19 protein-coding genes are annotated in these 17,146 nt (G+C 71.9%); 12 read left to right on the top strand and 7 right to left on the bottom strand.

Annotation, left to right across the window (positions count from 1 at the left end; translation table 11 throughout):
* The 7 genes from Q9G87_RS24625 (at position 1) to Q9G87_RS24600 (ending at position 5,695) form a co-directional block, all read left to right on the top strand.
* Positions 1–771, top strand: a complete 771-nt coding sequence (locus Q9G87_RS24625; protein WP_305918809.1) for a hypothetical protein — start codon at positions 1–3, stop codon at positions 769–771.
* Between the two features lie 130 nt (positions 772–901).
* Positions 902–1,762 carry a DUF2268 domain-containing protein gene (locus Q9G87_RS24620; RefSeq protein WP_305918808.1) on the top strand — a complete coding sequence of 287 codons (861 nt, stop codon included), beginning with the start codon at positions 902–904 and terminating at the stop codon, positions 1,760–1,762.
* Between the two features lie 155 nt (positions 1,763–1,917).
* Positions 1,918–2,481, top strand: a complete 564-nt coding sequence (locus tag Q9G87_RS24615; protein WP_305918807.1) for a ClpP family protease — start codon at positions 1,918–1,920, stop codon at positions 2,479–2,481.
* Between the two features lies 1 nt (position 2,482).
* Positions 2,483–3,100, top strand: coding sequence for an ATP-dependent Clp protease proteolytic subunit (locus Q9G87_RS24610; RefSeq protein ID WP_305918806.1), 618 nt, complete (start codon positions 2,483–2,485; stop codon positions 3,098–3,100).
* 548 nt (positions 3,101–3,648) lie between these two features.
* Positions 3,649–4,176 carry a M20/M25/M40 family metallo-hydrolase gene (locus Q9G87_RS60770; RefSeq protein ID WP_371825814.1) on the top strand — a complete coding sequence of 176 codons (528 nt, stop codon included), beginning with the start codon at positions 3,649–3,651 and terminating at the stop codon, positions 4,174–4,176.
* Positions 4,077–4,850 (top strand): M20/M25/M40 family metallo-hydrolase, encoded by a 774-nt coding sequence (locus Q9G87_RS24605; protein WP_371825813.1) that lies wholly within the window; start codon positions 4,077–4,079, stop codon positions 4,848–4,850. The genes Q9G87_RS60770 and Q9G87_RS24605 overlap by 100 nt, the downstream gene beginning before the upstream one ends.
* An 83-nt stretch (positions 4,851–4,933) precedes the next feature.
* The gene (locus tag Q9G87_RS24600) at positions 4,934–5,695 is read left to right on the top strand and encodes a TSUP family transporter (RefSeq protein ID WP_305918805.1); all 762 of its coding nucleotides are present in this window, start codon (positions 4,934–4,936) and stop codon (positions 5,693–5,695) included.
* Between the two features lie 30 nt (positions 5,696–5,725).
* On the opposite strand, the gene Q9G87_RS24595 is transcribed toward Q9G87_RS24600, so the two are convergent.
* The 4 genes from Q9G87_RS24595 to Q9G87_RS24580 form a co-directional block, all read right to left on the bottom strand.
* A complete protein-coding gene (locus Q9G87_RS24595; RefSeq protein WP_305918804.1) occupies positions 5,726–10,540 on the bottom strand; it encodes a tetratricopeptide repeat protein in 4,815 nt (1,604 codons plus the stop codon).
* Positions 10,540–10,872, bottom strand: a complete 333-nt coding sequence (locus Q9G87_RS24590; protein ID WP_305918803.1) for a trypco2 family protein — start codon at positions 10,870–10,872, stop codon at positions 10,540–10,542. Before Q9G87_RS24590 ends, Q9G87_RS24595 begins: the two co-directional genes overlap by 1 nt.
* A gap of 150 nt (positions 10,873–11,022) precedes the next feature.
* Positions 11,023–12,213 (bottom strand): MFS transporter, encoded by a 1,191-nt coding sequence (locus Q9G87_RS24585; RefSeq protein ID WP_305918802.1) that lies wholly within the window; start codon positions 12,211–12,213, stop codon positions 11,023–11,025.
* Entirely contained in the window at positions 12,210–12,980 is a 771-nt protein-coding gene (locus Q9G87_RS24580; protein ID WP_305918801.1) for a DeoR/GlpR family DNA-binding transcription regulator, read from the bottom strand. The genes Q9G87_RS24585 and Q9G87_RS24580 overlap by 4 nt, the downstream gene beginning before the upstream one ends.
* A 44-nt stretch (positions 12,981–13,024) precedes the next feature.
* On the opposite strand from Q9G87_RS24580, the gene Q9G87_RS24575 reads away from it, so the two are divergent.
* The 4 genes from Q9G87_RS24575 to Q9G87_RS24560 are packed head-to-tail and all read left to right on the top strand — an operon-like array spanning position 13,025 to position 15,600.
* Positions 13,025–13,996: a helix-turn-helix transcriptional regulator gene (locus Q9G87_RS24575; protein ID WP_305918800.1), complete on the top strand. Its 972-nt coding sequence runs from the start codon at positions 13,025–13,027 to the stop codon at positions 13,994–13,996.
* A 45-nt stretch (positions 13,997–14,041) separates the two neighbouring features.
* Complete coding sequence (locus Q9G87_RS24570) at positions 14,042–14,653, top strand: LysE family translocator (RefSeq protein ID WP_305918799.1); 612 nt, start codon at positions 14,042–14,044, stop codon at positions 14,651–14,653.
* Entirely contained in the window at positions 14,650–15,384 is a 735-nt protein-coding gene (locus Q9G87_RS24565; RefSeq protein WP_305918798.1) for an alpha/beta fold hydrolase, read from the top strand. The genes Q9G87_RS24570 and Q9G87_RS24565 overlap by 4 nt, the downstream gene beginning before the upstream one ends.
* Before the next feature lie 3 nt (positions 15,385–15,387).
* The gene (locus Q9G87_RS24560; RefSeq protein WP_305918797.1) at positions 15,388–15,600 is read left to right on the top strand and encodes a hypothetical protein; all 213 of its coding nucleotides are present in this window, start codon (positions 15,388–15,390) and stop codon (positions 15,598–15,600) included.
* On the opposite strand, the gene Q9G87_RS24555 is transcribed toward Q9G87_RS24560, so the two are convergent.
* Both Q9G87_RS24555 and Q9G87_RS24550 read right to left on the bottom strand, forming a co-directional pair.
* Positions 15,597–16,019, bottom strand: a complete 423-nt coding sequence (locus tag Q9G87_RS24555; RefSeq protein ID WP_305918796.1) for an SRPBCC domain-containing protein — start codon at positions 16,017–16,019, stop codon at positions 15,597–15,599. The two genes, Q9G87_RS24560 and Q9G87_RS24555, sit on opposite strands and share 4 nt — an antisense overlap.
* Positions 16,016–16,330 carry an ArsR/SmtB family transcription factor gene (locus Q9G87_RS24550; RefSeq protein WP_305918932.1) on the bottom strand — a complete coding sequence of 105 codons (315 nt, stop codon included), beginning with the start codon at positions 16,328–16,330 and terminating at the stop codon, positions 16,016–16,018. Before Q9G87_RS24550 ends, Q9G87_RS24555 begins: the two co-directional genes overlap by 4 nt.
* Before the next feature lie 98 nt (positions 16,331–16,428).
* Here Q9G87_RS24550 and Q9G87_RS24545 point away from each other — a divergent pair, with 98 nt between their 5' ends.
* A complete protein-coding gene (locus Q9G87_RS24545; protein WP_305918795.1) occupies positions 16,429–16,770 on the top strand; it encodes a VOC family protein in 342 nt (113 codons plus the stop codon).
* Positions 16,771–16,780: 10 nt separating this feature from the next.
* Here the strand turns inward: Q9G87_RS24545 and Q9G87_RS24540 are convergent, their stop codons facing one another.
* Positions 16,781–17,146 carry a cupin domain-containing protein gene (locus Q9G87_RS24540; RefSeq protein ID WP_305918794.1) on the bottom strand — a complete coding sequence of 122 codons (366 nt, stop codon included), beginning with the start codon at positions 17,144–17,146 and terminating at the stop codon, positions 16,781–16,783.

Raw genomic sequence — 17,146 nt, 5'->3', positions numbered from 1 at the left:
ATGGCAAACGTGGCAAGTCCGCTGCAGTACGGCGATCCGCCCCGGCTGGGGCGGTACGTGGTCCAGGCGCGCCTGCATCAGGCGCCCGCCGGTTTCGTGTACCTGGGCCAGGGGCCCGACGGCCGCGCGGTGTCGCTGGCCGTGCTGACCCGGGGGGCCGCGTTCGACGCCGCGGCGCGTGAGCGGTTCGTGACCGGGATCAGGGAGGCGGCCGGCGGGCGGTCCGGCGTGCGCAGCTGGCTGGCCCGCGGCTCCCGGCAGCGGGGCGCGGTGCTGGACGGCATGCCCGCGGTGCTGGACAGCGACCAGGGGCGCGCGCCGTGGGTGGCGGTGCCGTACACGCCCGGCCAGCCCGGGGCCGAGCGGTTCCTGGAGCCGGTCATGGTGGGCGGCACGCTGATCGGGCAGGCGCACGGCCCGGACTTCGTCCCGTACTGGCTGACCGACCGCGCGCCCGCCTTGCCGGGGCCGACCAGGCAGCGCCGGCCGCTGACCGAGACGCGCCGGCGGGTGCTGATGGCCGCGCTGGCGCTGGCGCTGCTGTTGCTGCTGGTCACGGCCATCTTGTTGCTGCTGCTGTTCGGCAGGCGCGACAGCGAGCCGCAGCCCAGGCAGCTGCCGCCGACGGTGTTCGTACCGACGCCGCCGCCGACCCCGGAGACGCCGGAGCCGCGGCCCTCGCCGTCTCCGTCGCCCTCGCCGACCGAGAGCGGGCAGGCCACGCCCGGTCGCACACCCGGGGACGAGCCCGGCGAGGAGTCGCCGCTGTAGTCATGTATGGCGCCATTGGGTGACACTATTGTTACTTAAGGCGATGGGCGGCGTTGAATGCACCCGGGCGATGGGACCGGCGTGAAATGCGCTTGAGCCTCACGTGGCGTGAGGCTTTAGCGTCCGGCGCATGGAATTCATCGTTCACGACACGCTCACGGTGATGGCCGGCCTGCTCGAGAAGCCGCTGGAGGACCGGCCCGAGGCGCTGCGGGAGATGCTGACGCCCATGCGTTCGGCGATCCCCGTGCCCGGCGACATCGTCGACATCCACCACCAGGGCGGCGGCTTCCGGGCCGACGCCGACGATCCACGCTACCTGCCCGCCGTCCGGCGCATGATCGAGGCCGACGTGCTCGGTCAGGTGCGGCGCGAGCTGGAACGCGCCTCCGAAGCGCTCCGCGAGGCCAAGCAGGCGGACTCGCTGCAGGTCATGTTCGTACTGGGCAATCCCGACGACGAGCACCTGATGAAGATCACCGGCGGCTACTACGGCATGGGCGGCTCGCCCGGATGGCTGTATCTGCTGGCCTGGCCGTCGGAGGAGGTGATCGGCAGGATCGCGCACTGCGCGGTGCACGAGTTCCACCACAACGTGCGCTTCACCAACGTCGAGTGGAACCCGGCCACGGTGACCGTGGGCGAGCACGTGGTGGCCGAAGGGCTGGCCGAGGCGTTCGTGCGGGAGCTGTCGGGGCCCGAGGCCATGGGACCGTGGTCGTCGATGGTGACGGGGGAGGCGTTCGACCGGGCGTTCGAGCTGATCATGGCGGACTTCGACCTGGAGGGGATGCGGCACACGGCGGCGTACGTGCTGGGAGACACCGCTGTGCGGAACTTCGGGCAGGAGCCTCGCGGCATTCCCGACATGGCGGGGTACGCGGTGGGGCTGCGGCTCGTCGACCGCGCGCTGGCCGCCACCGGCCTGACCGCCGCCGAGGCCACTCTGCTGCCGGCGGCGGAACTCATGCGCCGCGGCGGCATCCGCTGACCGTCCCGGCACATCCGCGATTGCGTGTCGAGAGAAATTCGCTCTCGGTGGAATGCGCCGTTAGAGAAATGCGCCGCCAGCGAAAAGATTCCTTCATTCATCGCGTCCCGGTCTAGCGTCTTTCACAGAAATACCCGCACAGAAAGGCGACCGTCATGACGGAGACCCAGCGCGCCGCCTGGCCTGACCAGCTCAGCCAGCGTCTGCTGAAGGAACGCATCGTCGTCCTCGGCCAGGAGGTCGACGACGAGATATGCAACCGGCTCTGCGGGGAGCTCCTATTGCTGGCGGCCGAGGACCCTAAACGGGACATAACCCTTTACATCAATTCCCCCGGCGGCTCGGTGACCGCCGGGATGGCGCTCTACGACATGATGCAGTTCATTCCGTGTGACGTGGCGACGGTGGCGATGGGGTTCGCCGCGTCCATGGGACAGCTGCTGCTGACAGCGGGCGCGAAGGGCAAGCGTTACGCGTTGCCCAACTCCCGCGTCGTCATGCACCAGCCGCTGGGCGGCATCGGCGGCTCGGCCAGCGACATCCAGATCCAGGCCGACAACATGATCTACACTAAGCGGCGGATGGCCGAGATCATCGCCCGCCACACGGGCCAGCCGCTGGAGCGGATCCAGGCCGACTCCGACCGCGACCGCTGGTTCACCGCCCAGGAGGCCCTGGACTACGGAATCGTCGATCACATCGCCGAGGGGATGAACTGAGATGAGCGGGCGTTACGTGCTTCCGTCGTTCACGGAGCGGACGTCGTACGGGATCAAGGAGATGAACCCGTACAACAAGCTGTTCGAGGACCGGGTGATCTTCCTGGGCGCGCCGATCGACGACACTGTGGCCAACGACGTGATGGCGCAGCTGCTGACACTGGAGTCGATCGATCCCGACCAGGACATCAACCTCTACATCAACTCGCCGGGCGGGTCGTTCACCTCGATGACCGCCATTTACGACACGATGCAGTTCGTCCGGCCGGAGATCCACACGGTCTGCATCGGCGAGGCGGCCTCGGCGGCCGCCGTGCTGCTCGCGGCGGGCACGCAGGGCAAGCGGGCCGCGCTCCCGCACGCCCGGGTGCTGTTGCACGAGCCGGCGACCGAGGGCGGGCGCGGGCAGGGCAGCGACCTGGAGATCCACGCCAGGGAGATCCTGCGGATGCGTGACCAGCAGGAGGAGATCTTGTCCCGGCACACGGGGCGGTCGCCGTTGGAGATCAGGAAGGACATCGAGCGGGATCGCATTTTCACCGCTGAGCAGGCGCGGTCCTACGGGCTGGTGGACGACATCTACGCCTCGAGGAAGCGCACGCTGGCTCCGGCTCACTGACCTCGTTCCCGCCGAAGGCGGCGCGCCCGTGCTCCGGGCGCGCCGCCTTCGCCACGGTGCGGCGCCTTCGCCACGGTGCGGCGCGTACGCCACGGTGCGGCGCGTACGCCGCTCGGATCGCGGCGGGCACCGTGCGTGGTGCCGGTGGCATGATGAGCGGCTCGCATGGGCGTGGCGCCGGTGGCTCGGGATCGGTGGCTCGGATCGGTCGCTCGGCAGGTGCGGAAGGCGTGGCCAGGCCGTGCCCGGTTGTGCGGCCGTGGGTCGTGGGTCTGCTCGGGTCTAGTCGGGGGCCCGGAGCGGGTATGACAGGGGGCGACGGATCGTCCGGCGGCGTGGCTGCGTACCCTGCCGAAGGATTCCGGCGTCATCTGGCGCGACATCGTCGTCCGCCGCCCTCCCGTCCGATTCCACCCCCCACCGCGCCCGTCTTCGCCGAGGCCGAGGCCGCCGGGGCCGGCGCGCTGCCGTCGTGCCGCCCGGGCCGACGTCCAGGCCGGGCGCGGACCGATGGGCGAGCCTCGCCTCGCCGACCTGGAGGTCGTCTGATGACCGTGGAGCACGAGGTAGAGGCCGGGGAACTGCGCGCCTGGATCGGCGGGTGCCGTGCCGAGATGCTCGCCGATCTGGCCGCGTACGTGTCGCTCGAGACGCCCAGCAACGACAAGGCGCTGCTGGATGCGGCCCTGGACTGGCTCGATGGCTACCTGGAGGCCCGGCTCGGCCCGCCGACGGCCACCCGGCGGATCGACGGCGGTGTGCTCGGCGACGTCGGCGGCCGCGGTGACGGCGGCGTCTACGGGGACGTCCGCATCAACGACTACCCGGGCCGGGGCGGCGCCCCGGTCCTGCTGCTGGCCCACTACGACACGGTCTGGCCGGTGGGGACGCTGCGCTCCTGGCCGTTCACCCTCGACGGAGACCGGGCCACCGGGCCCGGCGTCTTCGACATGAAGGCGGGCCTGGTCCAGCTCGTGTGGGCGGTGCGCTGGAGGCCGCGGGGCTGCCGCGCCCGCCGCTGCGGCTGCTGCTCAACGGCGATGAGGAGATCGGCAGCCCTGCCTCACGGCCGTTGATCGAGGAGGCGGCTCGGGATGTGGCCGCCGTGCTGGTGTTCGAGGCCAGCGCGGAGGGGGCGTTGAAGACGGCGCGTAAGGGGGTGGGCATCTTCCATCTGACCTTCACCGGCGTGGAGGCGCACGCCGGGCTCGAGCCTGCCAAGGGCGCCAGTGCGATCGACGAGCTGGCCAGGGCCGTGCTGCGGCTGCACGACCTGGCCGGCCCGGGGGCGGGCACCACCGTCAATGTGGGCGTCGTCTCGGGCGGCACCGGCTCCAACGTGGTCGCCGGCGCGGCGCGCGCCGAGGTGGACGTGCGTGTCGCCAGCCGGGCCGAGGCCGAGCGGGTGGACGCCGCCCTCGCCGGCCTGCGGCCGCATGATGCCAGGGCGTCCATCGAGGTGCGCGGAGGATGGAACCGTCCTGTCATGGAGCGCGGGCCGGGCACGGCTCGCCTGTTCTCCCTGGCTCGTGCGGTGGCTGTGGACATGGGCCTGGATCTGCGGGAATGCGCGGTCGGCGGGGCCAGCGACGGCAACTTCACCGCCGCGCTGGGACTGCCCGTCCTCGACGGCCTGGGCGCCGTCGGCGCCGGGGCGCATGCGCGGCATGAGCACATCAGCGTGGAGGGCATGATCGAACGTGCCGCCTTGACCGCGGGTCTGCTCCGGGCCCTGGCCATGGAAGGCTGATCGGCCCCGTCGAGGGCGGGAAATAGCGGCGAATGTGGCACTTGTACACTCTTGAGGTTTCTTGGGGGAATCGGGGGAGTGGCGTGCCGCTGGAGCAGGTCCTGGTGTTGCTGGTCGCAGCGGCGGGCGCCGGGTGGGTCGATGCCGTCGTGGGCGGCGGCGGGCTGTTGCAGCTGCCCGCCATCATGATCACGGGGATGCCCCCCGTCGAGGCGATGGCCACCAACAAGCTGTCGTCCGTCTTCGGCACCACGTCGGCCGCCGTCGCCTACGCTCGCTCCACCAAGCTCGACCGCCAGGTGGCGATCCCCGGCGCGGGAATGGCCGTGCTGAGCGCCGGCCTGGGGGCGTGGGCCGCGGCGGCGATCTCGGCCGAGGTGCTGCGGCCCGCCGTCATGGTGGTGCTGCTGGCGGTGGCGGCGTTCGTGACGTTGCGCCCGTCCTTCGGGGCGGTGCCGCAGCCGCACCTGCGTACCAACGCCAGGGTGGCGGTCGCCGTGGTGGCGGCCGGCGTGGGGATCGCCTTCTATGACGGCATCATGGGGCCGGGCACGGGAACGTTCCTGATCATCGCCTTCACCACCATCCTCGGGCTCGACTTCGTCTCGGCGTCGGCCTCCGCCAAGATCATCAACATTGGGACGAACGTCGGCGCGCTGGTGGTGTTCGGGCTGCAGGGGCACGTGCAGTGGGCGCTGGGCCTCGGGATGGCGGTGTGCAACGTGGCCGGCGCTCAGGTCGGCGCGCGGATGGCGCTCAAGCGGGGCGCCGCCTTCGTACGGATCGTGCTGTTGTGCGTCGTGGCGGCGATGGTGGTCAGGCTGGGCTGGCAGCAGTTCGGCTGACAACGGCGAGGGGGGCCGATGATCGCGCGATCATCTGATCCAGCTCGGGAACGCCTCACCGGTGATTGCCTCGTACTCGGCGACCACCCCTTCGGGATCGCCCCGGTAGGCCACCGTCAGATCGTTGATGAGGGCCGGAAACAGAGCCTGGTCGGCGTCGGGCAGCTGCTGGCCCACGCCGAACGCGGCCACCAGCGGCATGACCGCCTCTCGATGGTGCCCGGCCATGACCAGCACGGATCCGTACGCTCCGAGGCTTTGCGCATACTCGAAGACGTGCGCGTCAGGATCGACCTCCATCAGCGCTTCGTAGAGCCGTGCGGACTCCTCGCCGACGGGCAGGGCCTCGTCCGGGCGGCCCGCCTGTGCCAGGTGGACCGCGAAGTTGAACAGCGAGCCAGCCAGAAATGGCAGCGAGGCGTCCAGGTCGAGCCCCGCCAGCTCGCGGTGGAGCCGGACGGCCTCCTCATCGGCGGACAGCGCCTCGGCGATCCTGCCGGTGTCGGCCAGACGCAGAGCGAGGTCGTTGAGGGCCATGGCAAGGTCGCGGAGATGGCGGGTGCGATCGTTGCCGGCCAGCCCGCGGTGGAGGCGTACGGCCTCCTCGCCCGCGGCGACGCCCTCGAGAAGGCGGCCCGCCTCCGCCAGCGAGTTGGCGTGGTTGCTGAGCGAGGTGGCCAGGTGGGGAAGGTACGTGCCGGGGTCGAGCTCGGCCAGCTCCCGGTAACAGCGGACGACCTCCTCGCTGACCGCGGGGACGTCGCCGGGACGATCCGCCCCCGCCAGGTGGCCGGCCTGGTTGTTGAGCGCCGACGCCAGCTCGGCCAGGTAGGCGACCCGGTCGGGCTCGGCCATCTCACGCCGGAGCCGCACGGCCTCCGCGCCGGCCGAGACGGCCTCGGCGAAGCGACTGACGTCGGCGAGCCGGTTCCCGTGGTTGTTCAGCGCGATGGCCAGGTCAGGGGGCTGCGCCATCTCGCGGCAGAGTCGCACCGCTTCCTCGCTCACAGCGAGGGCGTCGGCGGGACGGCCGCCGTCGGTGAGCCGGGTCGCGTGGTCGGTCAGGGCGCGGGCCAGGTGGGGCAGGCCGGTGGCGCGGTCCAGCTCGGTCAGCTCGCGGAGCCGTTCGATGGCCTCTTCATGGTGGTCAGCCTTCGTCAGGAGGGTGGCGAGTCTGCGCAGGGACCTGGCGAGGTCCGCCGGTACGGCCAGCTCGCGCTGGATCCGCACGACCTGCTCACCGGCGGCGACGGCCTGGGCATGGCTGTCGGTCCTGGAGTAGCTGGACGCGAGGTTGCCGAGGGAAATGGCCAGGTCAGGGAGGTTCGCGTCCCGGTCCTGATCCACGAGCTCCTGCCAGAGCCGGACCGCCTCTTCGCCCTGGGGGACGGCCTCGGCGTACCGTCCGGCGCCGGCGAGGGCGATCGCGAGGTTGCCGAGCGAGATGGCCAGGTCGGGAAGGTAGCGATCACGGTCGCGGTCGGCCAGATCCCGGCGGTGCCGGACGAGCTCTTCGCTGATCGCGAGTCGCTCCTCCGGCTTGGCCAGATCGTCGAGGTAGAACGCGAGCGCCAGGACGAGATCGGCGAGGAAGGCTTCGCGGTCCACCTCGACCAGCTCCCTGAACAGGCGGATCGCCTCCTCGGCGCTGGCCGCCGCCTCCCCGGGACGGCCGGCCTCGGCCTCGTGGCCGGCCTGCCTGGCCAGCGAGCCGGCCAGGTCGGTGAGGAACCCGTCGCGGTCGATCGCGGTCATCTCGCGGAGATGGCCGACGGCCTGCCGGCCGACCGCCACCGACTCCTCCGTCCGTCCGGCCGCCATCAGCGAGTCGGCCTGGTTCATCAACACCTTGGCCAGGCGGTGGAGATAACCCTCCCGGTGGAGCTCGACCAGCTCGCCGTAGATGAGGATGACCTCCTCGCCGACGGTGATGGCCTCGTGGGGGCGATCGGTCTCCGCGAGGCAGCTGGCGTGATTGCTCAGTGTCATGGCCAGCTCGTCGAGGAAGACGGAGCGGTTGAGCTCGGCCAGATGGCGGAAGTGGCGGGTGGCCTCGTCGAGGTCGGAAAAAGCCTCGCCGGACCGGCCGGCCCCCATGAGGGCGATGGCGTGGTGGTTCAACGCCCTCGCGAGGCTGGGCAGGAAGACGTCCTCGTCGGCGGGGACCAGCTCGCGGTAGACCCGGACGGCCTCCGCGCTGGCGGAGCCGGCTTCGGCGAAGCGGCCGATGCCCGTCAAGGTGATGGAGTGCTCGCTGAGCAGCGAGGCCAGCTCGGGGAGGTACCGGTCGCGGTCGCGCTCGGTCAGCTCCCGCCGGAGCCGGAGGGCCTCCTCGGCGAGAGGAAGGGCCTCGGTGAAACGCCCGACCTCCGCCAGGTAGGCCGTGTGATTGCTCAGCGCGAAGGTCAGGTCGAAGAGGTCGCTGTCGAGTCCGCGGCCGGCCAGCTCCCGGCGGAGCCGCACTGCCTCCTCGCTGACCGTGAGCGCTTCGGCCCTGCGGCCGTTGTTCGACAGGTGGCTGGCGTGGTTGAGGAGTGCGACGCTCAGGTCGTGGAGATAGGCGGAGTGGTCCAGCGCCACCAGCTCGCGGCAGTGCCGGACGGCCTGCTCGCTGACGGCGAGCGCTTCGGCGTGCTGGCCGGTGTTGCCGAGCCGGGAGCCATGATTGATGAGCGAGCGGGCCAGGTCGGCGAGATAGGTGTCCCGGTCCGTCTCGGCCAGCTCGCCGAAGAGGAGGCTCTGCAGCTCCGCGAGGTAGAGGCCGCCCCACAGCATGCTGACCGCGCCTGTCGGGAAGATATTGGCGACCGCCCACAGCCGGCGCTTGAGCTCGGCGGGATCCCTGTCGCCGAGCCTGGCCAGCCCGCCGAGCAGAGGGTCGGGGCGGTCGACGTAGAGGGCGACAAGCTGCGCCTCCTCTGCGTAGGGCGCCGGGAGGTCCATGATCAACTGCTCGATGCGGGCGTCGGTCGCCGGGCGGAAGAGCGGGCGCTCGGCCGTGCGGGCGAGCACGTGCAGCACGTCTGCGGCGCTCTCGCCGTCCTCGGCCAGGGCGGCGATCCGGGTGAGCAGCTCGTCCTGCGACTCGGCGAGGATTTGACCGAGGAGGCGTTCGGCCAGGCGGTCGGGCTGGACCGGCCCGAGCACCTTGCCATCGCTCCGGTCCTGCTCGGAGGGCGGGTAGAGGGCGGCCAGCCAGCGCACCACCTCCTCCGCGTACGGCTCGCTCGCCAGGGCGGCGACGGACGATGCCCGGCCGGGGTCGCATCCGGACTGGCCGATCAGGATGATCCCGGCGACGGCCCGGTCCAGCGCGCGCAGTGACTCGGCTCGGCGTTCGTCGTCGTCGAGACGGGCGGACAGGATCCCCGGCCGGAGCAGGTTGCGTCTCGCGGCGAGCCGGTACAGGTAGGCACGCTCGTGGTGGGCCAGTTCGTGCTCGGGATCGGCAGCGGGCGCCCCCTGCGAGGCCGCGCGGAGCAGGGCGTTCATTGCCGCCATATGCACGGTGAGGGCGTTGCCGAATGTCTCCGCGGCCAGGTCGGGCGGGGCGGCGCGGACCCGGTCGGCGAGGGCGGGCCAGTCGGCTTGCGGCAGGCCGGGCAGGCGGAGGAGGTGGGTCGCGAAGGCCGCCGCCGCCCGGTCGAACTCGGCGTGCCGTTCCTCGCGATCCCCGGCCAGTTGCGTCAGCCGTACGGCGGGCGTCAGCGCGTGCGGAGCCTCGCGTTCGAGCTGGCCGCGCAGGCTGTCCCACCAGGCGCCATCCGTGCGGGCCAGCAGGAGGAGCCGGACGTTACGCCTGGGCGGGGTCTGGAGCAGCGTGCCGAGCAGGGAGGCGACGCGGTGCGCGGTGGCCTCGGCGTAGTCGGCCACGATGAGCGCCGGATGGTTGCTGCGGGTCAGGACGCGTGTCGCGTCGTCGTCGGAGGAGCCGAGGAACCCGGTGATCCAGTGGGCGGGGGTGCGCCTCAGCAGCTCGCCGGCGAGCCTGGTCTTGCCCTGCCCGCCCTCCCCGGTGATCAGTTTGAGGGAGAACGGCCGGTCGTCGTCGCGCCAGCTGGCGAGCTCGTCGAGCAGCTCTCCCCGGCCGTGGAACGGCACCGTCTCGCGGTCGGCGGCCAGCAGTGAGCCTGGGGTGCCTGCGCGGGGCTCGATCGGCTCGCCGCGTAACAGGCCGTGCAACTCGACCGATTCGAGCGCTGGGCGCAGACCGGTCTCGGTCTGGAGCAGCCGCCCGAACTCCGGGTCACGGAAGAACGCCGTCACCGGGATCATGTGCAGGCGGCGGTTGGCGAAGGCGGTGTCGTCGTAGACGACCACGCCGATGAGTAGCCCGGCGGACGCGCCGAACACCGCGGCCCCCGAGACGCCGCGCCAGGGATGTCCGGGGGTGTCGGGGAAGGCGCGCTGGTCGACGGGGAAGCCGCCCTTCGCTCCGATCGAATCGGGGTTGATCACACCGGAGAGCTGTTCCACGTGCCGGTCGTCCGTTCCGTACCCGGCGAACTGCGGGAACCCCCATCCGGTGTAGTCCACCGGGTCGAATCCGGTCATCCGGCCCCAGCGGACCGGGCTCGCGGGCCCGGCGGGCCCGTCGATGAGCAGCAGCGCCACGTCGGCGTCGTCCGGGGCGCGCCAGTCCAGCAGGGTGGCGTCGTGGCGGGTCGGCGGCTGATCTCGCGGGTGCCCCAGGGACACCACGATCTTTGGAAGCGCCACGCCGTCGGCCACGACGGTGTGCCGTGCGGTCAGGATCAGCCGCGGTCCGATCCGGTAGCCGGAGCCGGAGCGCGTGACCTCCTCGGCGGTCCCCGCGCGGATGTCGGCGAGGCACCGCCGGTCCATCAGTCGCCCCAGCCGCGGGGAGCCGCGTCCGCCACCTCCGCGTTGCGGCCGGTCTCACCGTCCTTGACGGCGAGTTTCAGGGTGATCCGGTGGGTGGTCTCCTTGGCGAGCTTGCCGTCCGCGCCCAGCTCCACCCCGCCGACCGCGACCACCTCGAACTTGATCTTCCCTCCGGGCGTGGCCTCGCGGGACACCGCCACCTGGAACTCCACTTCGGCTTCGGCTATCTCGAAACGCAGGCGCTCGTCCGCCCCTTTCGCCTGCGCTTCGGCCAACTCCGCCCGCAGTTGCCCGAGGGTCTCGGCGAGGCCGATCCGTGATCGCCCGCTCATGCCGTCTCCGTACGCCGCATTCGCACGGACACAGGGTAAACGTGGGATGCCCGGCTGGATAGGCGTGTCATGCGCCTGTGACGATGCCGTGCTCGAAGCGGCAGAGGACGGCCGGGTCAGTGGGTGCCTTCGGGTGGTCCCTTGACGGGGTCAGCGCACGGTCTCGCCCGCAGGGGTCCGCAGGGCCGCGGCGGTCAGGGCAACGAACGCGGCCAGCAGCGCCGGCACGGCCAGCGCCCGCGGCAGACCGGCCACCTCGCCGGCCGCGCCGATGAGCACGGGCCCTGACAGGAACCCCAGGTAGCCGATGGAGGCCACCCGCGCCAGCGCCCGTCCGGCGAAGGCCGGATCGCGGTGCCCCGCGGCCGAGAACACCTGTGGCACGATGCACGACAGTCCCGCCCCGAAGCAGCCGAACCCGGCCACACCCGCCAGTGGATGACCGCCGAGCAGCGCCAGCCCGAGCCCGATGGCGGCGAGCAGCCCGCAGCAGCGCACCAGCGGCACCGGCCCGAATCTGGCCGCCAGCCGGTCGCCCATCAGCCGGCCCGCGGTCATCATGAGGGAGAACGCGGCGTACCCGGCGGCGGCGAACCCCGGCGAGGCGCCCAGGTCCTCACGCAGGTAGACGGAGCTCCAGTCGGCCGCCGCCCCCTCGCCGACCAGGCAGCAGAACGCCAGCACGCCCAGGAACAGGGTCCCCTTGGGTAGCCCGCTCCCGCCCGCCGAGGCCGACGCACCAGAGGGGACCGGCCGCAGCGCCCACCTCGCGGCCCACCACGCGAGCGCCGCGATGACCAGCCCCAGTGTCCAGAACGTGGCCGCGGGCGTCAGCGCCAGGTGCGCGAACAGGCCGCCGGTGGTGGCGCCGGCGAACCCGCCGATGCTGAAGACGGCGTGGAAGGACGACATGACCGGCCGCCCGCAGGCACGCTCGACCTCGACGGCGTTGGCGTTCATGGACACGTCCAGCACCCCGTGCGCGATCCCGAACAGCAGCAGCGTCCCAGCCAGCACGGCGAGGTCCGGCGCGTATGCGGACGGGACCAGGACCAGGCCCTGCACCAGGGCCGCGGGGATCATGACGCGGTGGCTGCCGTGGCGGTCCACCAGGCGGCCCACCGCCGTCATGCCGATCATCGCGCCCGCGGCGATGGCCAGCAGGGCGAGACTGAACTGGCCTTCGCCGAGGCCGAGGCGTTCCTTGATGGCGGGGATGCGGGCGGTCCACGTGCCGACGGCGGCGCCCGCCAGGAAGAACAGCAGGTAGACAGCCGTGCGCTCGCGCCCCATCGGGCCGCCGCTGAAGCGGCTCATCCGGCCGTCCTGCGGACGTCTCACCCGGTCTCCCCGGCGGCGGCGACCTCCCTGACCGCCACGCCCGCCGCCACCAGAGCGTCCCGTTGCTCCCGGGGGATGCCGGAGTCGGTCACCACCACGTCCAGCCGCGAGATGGGGCACACCGCGCCGAACGCCGTACGCGAGAACTTGCCGGAGTCGCACACCACGATCACCCGCCTGGCCGCGGCGATGGCCGCCTGCTTGACCGCGACCTCGGGCAGATCGTGCGCCGTCAGGCCGTGCTCGGCCGACAGCCCGCAGCAGCCGATCACCGCCGTGTCGAACCGCAGCGCCTTGATGGAGCTCTCGGTCAGCGGTCCCATGACGTTCAGCTCGCCCTTGCGTACCTCGCCGCCGGGCAGCACCAGCCGCACCCGGGGCGCGGCAGCCAGCAGCGAGACCGCCTGCAGGGCCAGCGGCAGCACGGTCAGCCGGCGATCGGCCAGGGCGCGGGCCACGTCCAGCGCTGTCGTGCCGCCGTCCAGCACCACGGCCTCGCCGTCGGCGATCAGGGCGGCCGCCTCGGCGCCGATGCGCCTCTTGGCCTCCATGGCCTCGCGCTCGCGCACGCCGAACGGCGGCTCTTCGCCGCGCAGCAGCAGCGACAGCGCGCCGCCTCTGACCCGCCGCACCACCCCTTGCTGGGCGAGCTCGTCGAGGTCACGCCTGATCGTCATCTCCGACACGCCGTGTTCGGCGGCCAGTTCGGCGACCGAGACGCTGTCCTGCGCGCGCAAGGCGTTCATGATGGATTGCAAACGTTCCATGTGTTCATACAAACATGACTTATGTGCGCAATACAATGGCGGGTATGCGCGCCAGCCGTCTGCTCTCCCTCCTCTTGCTGCTTCAGACGCGCGGCCGCATGACCGCGCCCGAGCTGGCCGCCGAGCTGGAGGTGTCGGTCCGTACGGTCTACCGCGACGTGGAGGCGCTGTCGGCGGCCGGCGTGCCCGTCTACGCCGATCGCGGGCCGGTGGGCGGATATCAGCTGCTGGACGGCTACCGCACCCGGCTCACCGGGCTGACCGCCGAGGAGGCGTCGTCGTTGTTCCTGGCCGGGTTGCCGGGGCCGGCGGCGGAGCTGGGGCTGGCGGAGGTGGCGGCCACCGCGGAGCTGAAGCTGCTGGCCGCGCTGCCGCCCGAGCCGCGCTCGCACGCCTCGCGCATCCGGGAGCGGTTCCTGCTGGACGTGCCCAGCTGGTATCGCTCGGGCGACGACGTGCCGCATCTGAGCGAGGTGGCCGAGGCGGTGTGGGAGCAGCGGCCGCTGCACATGACCTACCGCCGCTGGGGGCAGCAGGAGGTCGACCGGGTGATCCACCCGTTCGGGCTGGTGCTCAAGGGCGGCTCCTGGTATCTGGTGGCCGCTCCGCCGGACGGCTCGCCGCGCACCTACCGGGTGGCGCGCATCTTGACGCTGCAGACGCTGCCCGGGCACTTCCCGCGGCCGGAGGGGTTCGAGCTGGGCGCGTTCTGGAGCGCGTACGCCAAGGAGTTCCGCGAGCGGATGTACACCGCCGAGGCCGTGGTCAAGCTCGCCCCGGGACGGGAGGAGTTGCTGGCGTACACGATGGGCCGCGACGTCGTCGACGCCGCCCTGGCGGCGGCCGGGAAGCCCGATCCGGAGGGCTGGGTCACGCTCACCCTGCCGGTGGAGTCGATCACGCACGCGCGCTGGCTGCTGCTGCGCATGGGGGCGGACGTCGAGGTGCTGGAGCCGCCCGTGCTGCGCACGTTGATGCGGGAGGCGGTCGCCGAGCTGAGCAAGCTCTACGGCTGAAAATCCGGGCGCGTTCCGGGGCGGTGTTCTGCCAGGATGCCCGGCATGTATCTTCTCGCGTTCGCGGGCGCGTGCGTCCTGGTGGCCATGGTGCCCGGGGTCAGCACCGCCATCATCCTCCGCCAGACCCTGCGGTCCGGCCGCGGCAGCGGCCTGGCGGCCACGCTGGGCAACGAGACCGGCATCCTGCTGTGGGGCCTGGCCGCAGCCTTCGGGTTGTCGGCGCTGCTGGTGGCCTCCCAGCTCGCCTACGACGTCATGCGGGTGGTCGGCGCCGTGGTGCTGGTCGTGATGGGCGTGCAGGCGCTCTGGCAGGCCCGCAAGGGCGCGCCGCCTGCCGAGGTGGCCACGGCGCCGGGGTGGCGCGGGGCGTACCTGGCGGGAGTCGGGACGTGCCTGGCCAATCCGAAGGCGGCGGTGTTCGCGATGTCGTTCCTGCCGCAGTTCGTCCCGGCGGGGCAGAACGTGCCGGTCACGCTGGTGACGCTGGCCGTCGTGTGGGTGCTCATCGACCTGCTGTGGTACGGGCTGCTCATCTGGGCGGTGGCCAAGGCCAAGGACTGGCTGGGCCGCCCGGCGGTGAGGCGCCGGCTGGAGCAGATCTCCGGCGTGGTGCTGATCGGGCTGGGCGTGCGGCTGGTGGTGGAGTCGCGGTGACGATCTGGCACGCAGAGCACGGCGCGGGTGAGCCGGTGGTGCTGCTGCATTCGACGGCGGCCGACTCCGGTATGTGGCAGGGGCAGGTGGAGGCCCTGGCCGAGCGGTTCCGGGTGATCACAGTGGACTTGCGCGGGTACGGCCGCACCCCATACCGGGCCGAGGCCCCTTACAGCGACGCGGCGGACGTGGCCGAGGTCCTGGCCGGTCTGGGCGTGCGCCGGGCGGCGCTGGTCGGCTCGTCGGGCGGCACCCGGGTCGCGCTGGAGCTGGCGGCGGCCGGGCTCGCCGACCGGCTGGTGCTGCTCAATCCCGTCGCCGGCGTGCCGCCGACCTCCGACGTGCGGGCGTACTGGTCGGAGGAGGGGCGGCTGCTGGAGGCGGGCGACCTCGACGGTGCGGCCGGGCTGACCGTGCGCACCCTGCTCGGGCCGCATGCGCCGGCCGCGGCCCGGGAGCGGCTGGCGGCCATGCAGCGTAAGGCGTACGCGCTGCAGCTGGCCGCCGATCCTGAGCCGGAGCAGGTGGAGACCGAGTTCACGCCGGCGGCGATCGACGTTCCGGCGCTGGTGGTGGTCGGGGCGCACGACCTGGAGTGGTTCCGGCGGTGTGCCCGCCACCTGGCCGGCGAGCTGCCGCAGGGGCGGCTGGTGGAGCTGGATTGGGCCGGGCATCTGCCCGCCCTGGAACGGCCGGAGGAGATCGCGCGGCTGCTGCTGGATTACCTTTAGTGCATGACGAACGACCTGGCGACCTTGATGCGGCAGGCGCAGGACGATGATCCGCTGCTGGCGCTGCAGGCCACGACCGCGCTGCGCCGCGAGATCGAGCGCCTGGAGGCGGTCCAGGTGCGGCGGGCCCGCGTGGCGGGGCTGGCGTGGGCGCAGATCGCCGACGCGGTCGGCGTGAGCAAGCAGGCCGTGCACAAGAAATACGGCCGCCGCTAGCCCACCCACTGGTCGGCGTACCAGCGCAGGACGATGTTCCAGGAGTAGCCGCGCCGGATCCGCCCGGCCACGTCGGGCGGCAGCGTGTCGAGTCCGCGGTGCTCCAGGGTGACTTCGGTGCCGCCGTCGACCGGGCTGAAGGCCACTTCGATCTCCATCCGGCCGGTCTCGTTGATCAGGTCGGCCCAGACGAGGCGGTGCGGCGGCTCCCAGGCGAGGATCTTGCCGGTGTCGACGTGGCCGCCGTCGGACCACAGCTCGCGCAGGTAGCCGTCCTCGAACCGGATGCCGACCGCGCGGGCGGGGTCGACCCAGCTGTGGCGGCCGCGGACGTACCAGCTGTCGATCTCGTCGGTGAAGATCCGGAACGCGGTCGCCGGGTCGACCGGGACGGTGACGCCGGCCCGGACCGTGTTCACGGGGTGTCCTTCCGTGTGCGTTCGACGTGTTCCTTGAACGAGCCCAGTTGCTCGGCCCAGAACGCCTGCACCTGGTCCAGCCACGCCTGCAGCGCCGCGAACGGCTCGGGGCGCAGCGTGTAGAGCCGCAGCCTGGCGTCCGTCCCGCCGGTCTCGGCCTGCACGAGCCCGCCGGCTCTCAGCACGCGTAGGTGCCTGCTGAGGGCGGGTGCGCTCATCTGGATGGCCTGGGCCAGCTCGCCGGCCGGGCGCGGGCCCTCGCGCAGCAGGTCGATCACCTTGCGCCGGGTCGGGTCGGCGAGCGCCGCCAGGGTGGCGTCCAGATCGTTAACGTCGTTGTTAATATTTGCCTGCTTCCGTTAGGCTGTTGATGCTTAACGATAGCGGCAATTATTGCGGAGGTTCGTACATGAATGTCGAGCTCGGCTACTACACGCTGTCCGTGGTGGACCTGGACCGGGCGGCCGCCTTCTACGGGCCCCTGTTCGGCTGGGAGTTCACCCGCGAGCACGAGACGTACCTGCACGTCACCAACACGGCCGTGCCGATGGGCTTCGTCAGCGGCGGGCCGTCCACGCAGCCGAACCTCTACTTCCACGTGAGCGACATCGACGCGGCCGTCGAGCAGGTGCGCAAGCTGGGCGGCAGCACCGGCGAGGTGTTCGCGAGCAAGTCGGGCCGCGGTTGCTCCTGCACCGACGACCAGGGGACCCAGATCAGCCTCTGGGAGCCCGGCCCCGGCTTCGCGTAGTGCTGGTGGGCTAGGCGGTTGTCGGCCGCTTGGCGTAGTCGGACATGCCACCCGCGAAGTCGTAGACGATGCACTGCTCGTCGCCCACCACCCAGGCGTCGTGTCCCGGCGGGCAGACAAACACCTCTCCCGGGCCGACCTCGGCTTCGCCGCCGTCGTTCATCCGGAGGCGCAGCCGTCCCTGGACCACGAACCCGTTGTGGTGGACCTCGCAGGAGTCCGTGCCCACGATCGGTTTGACCGACTCCGACCAGCGCCAGCCGGGGTCGAACGTGGCCACCCCGAAGGTGAGCCCGCTGAGGTTGCACACTTCCAGGTGGCCCCGCGGGAAGTCGCGGCGTTCGTCGGGCTTGTCGATGCTCTTGACCTCGATCAT

It is taken from the genome of Nonomuraea turcica, assembly GCF_030718205.1.
Lineage (GTDB): Bacteria > Actinomycetota > Actinomycetes > Streptosporangiales > Streptosporangiaceae > Nonomuraea.
The sequence above is the reverse complement of the archived record's forward strand: the minus strand, read 5'-3'. Positions and strand labels throughout refer to the sequence as shown.

Coding starts and splice junctions, on each gene's coding strand:
- Q9G87_RS24625 (WP_305918809.1), top strand. CDS start 1: ATGGCAAACGTGGCAAGTCCGCTGCAGTACGGCGATCCGCCCCGGCTG.
- Q9G87_RS24620 (WP_305918808.1), top strand. CDS start 902: ATGGAATTCATCGTTCACGACACGCTCACGGTGATGGCCGGCCTGCTC.
- Q9G87_RS24615 (WP_305918807.1), top strand. CDS start 1,918: ATGACGGAGACCCAGCGCGCCGCCTGGCCTGACCAGCTCAGCCAGCGT.
- Q9G87_RS24610 (WP_305918806.1), top strand. CDS start 2,483: ATGAGCGGGCGTTACGTGCTTCCGTCGTTCACGGAGCGGACGTCGTAC.
- Q9G87_RS60770 (WP_371825814.1), top strand. CDS start 3,649: ATGACCGTGGAGCACGAGGTAGAGGCCGGGGAACTGCGCGCCTGGATC.
- Q9G87_RS24595 (WP_305918804.1), bottom strand. CDS start 10,540: ATGGACCGGCGGTGCCTCGCCGACATCCGCGCGGGGACCGCCGAGGAG.
- Q9G87_RS24590 (WP_305918803.1), bottom strand. CDS start 10,872: ATGAGCGGGCGATCACGGATCGGCCTCGCCGAGACCCTCGGGCAACTG.
- Q9G87_RS24580 (WP_305918801.1), bottom strand. CDS start 12,980: ATGGAACGTTTGCAATCCATCATGAACGCCTTGCGCGCGCAGGACAGC.
- Q9G87_RS24575 (WP_305918800.1), top strand. CDS start 13,025: ATGCGCGCCAGCCGTCTGCTCTCCCTCCTCTTGCTGCTTCAGACGCGC.
- Q9G87_RS24570 (WP_305918799.1), top strand. CDS start 14,042: ATGTATCTTCTCGCGTTCGCGGGCGCGTGCGTCCTGGTGGCCATGGTG.
- Q9G87_RS24560 (WP_305918797.1), top strand. CDS start 15,388: ATGACGAACGACCTGGCGACCTTGATGCGGCAGGCGCAGGACGATGAT.
- Q9G87_RS24545 (WP_305918795.1), top strand. CDS start 16,429: ATGAATGTCGAGCTCGGCTACTACACGCTGTCCGTGGTGGACCTGGAC.
- Q9G87_RS24540 (WP_305918794.1), bottom strand. CDS start 17,146: ATGATCGAGGTCAAGAGCATCGACAAGCCCGACGAACGCCGCGACTTC.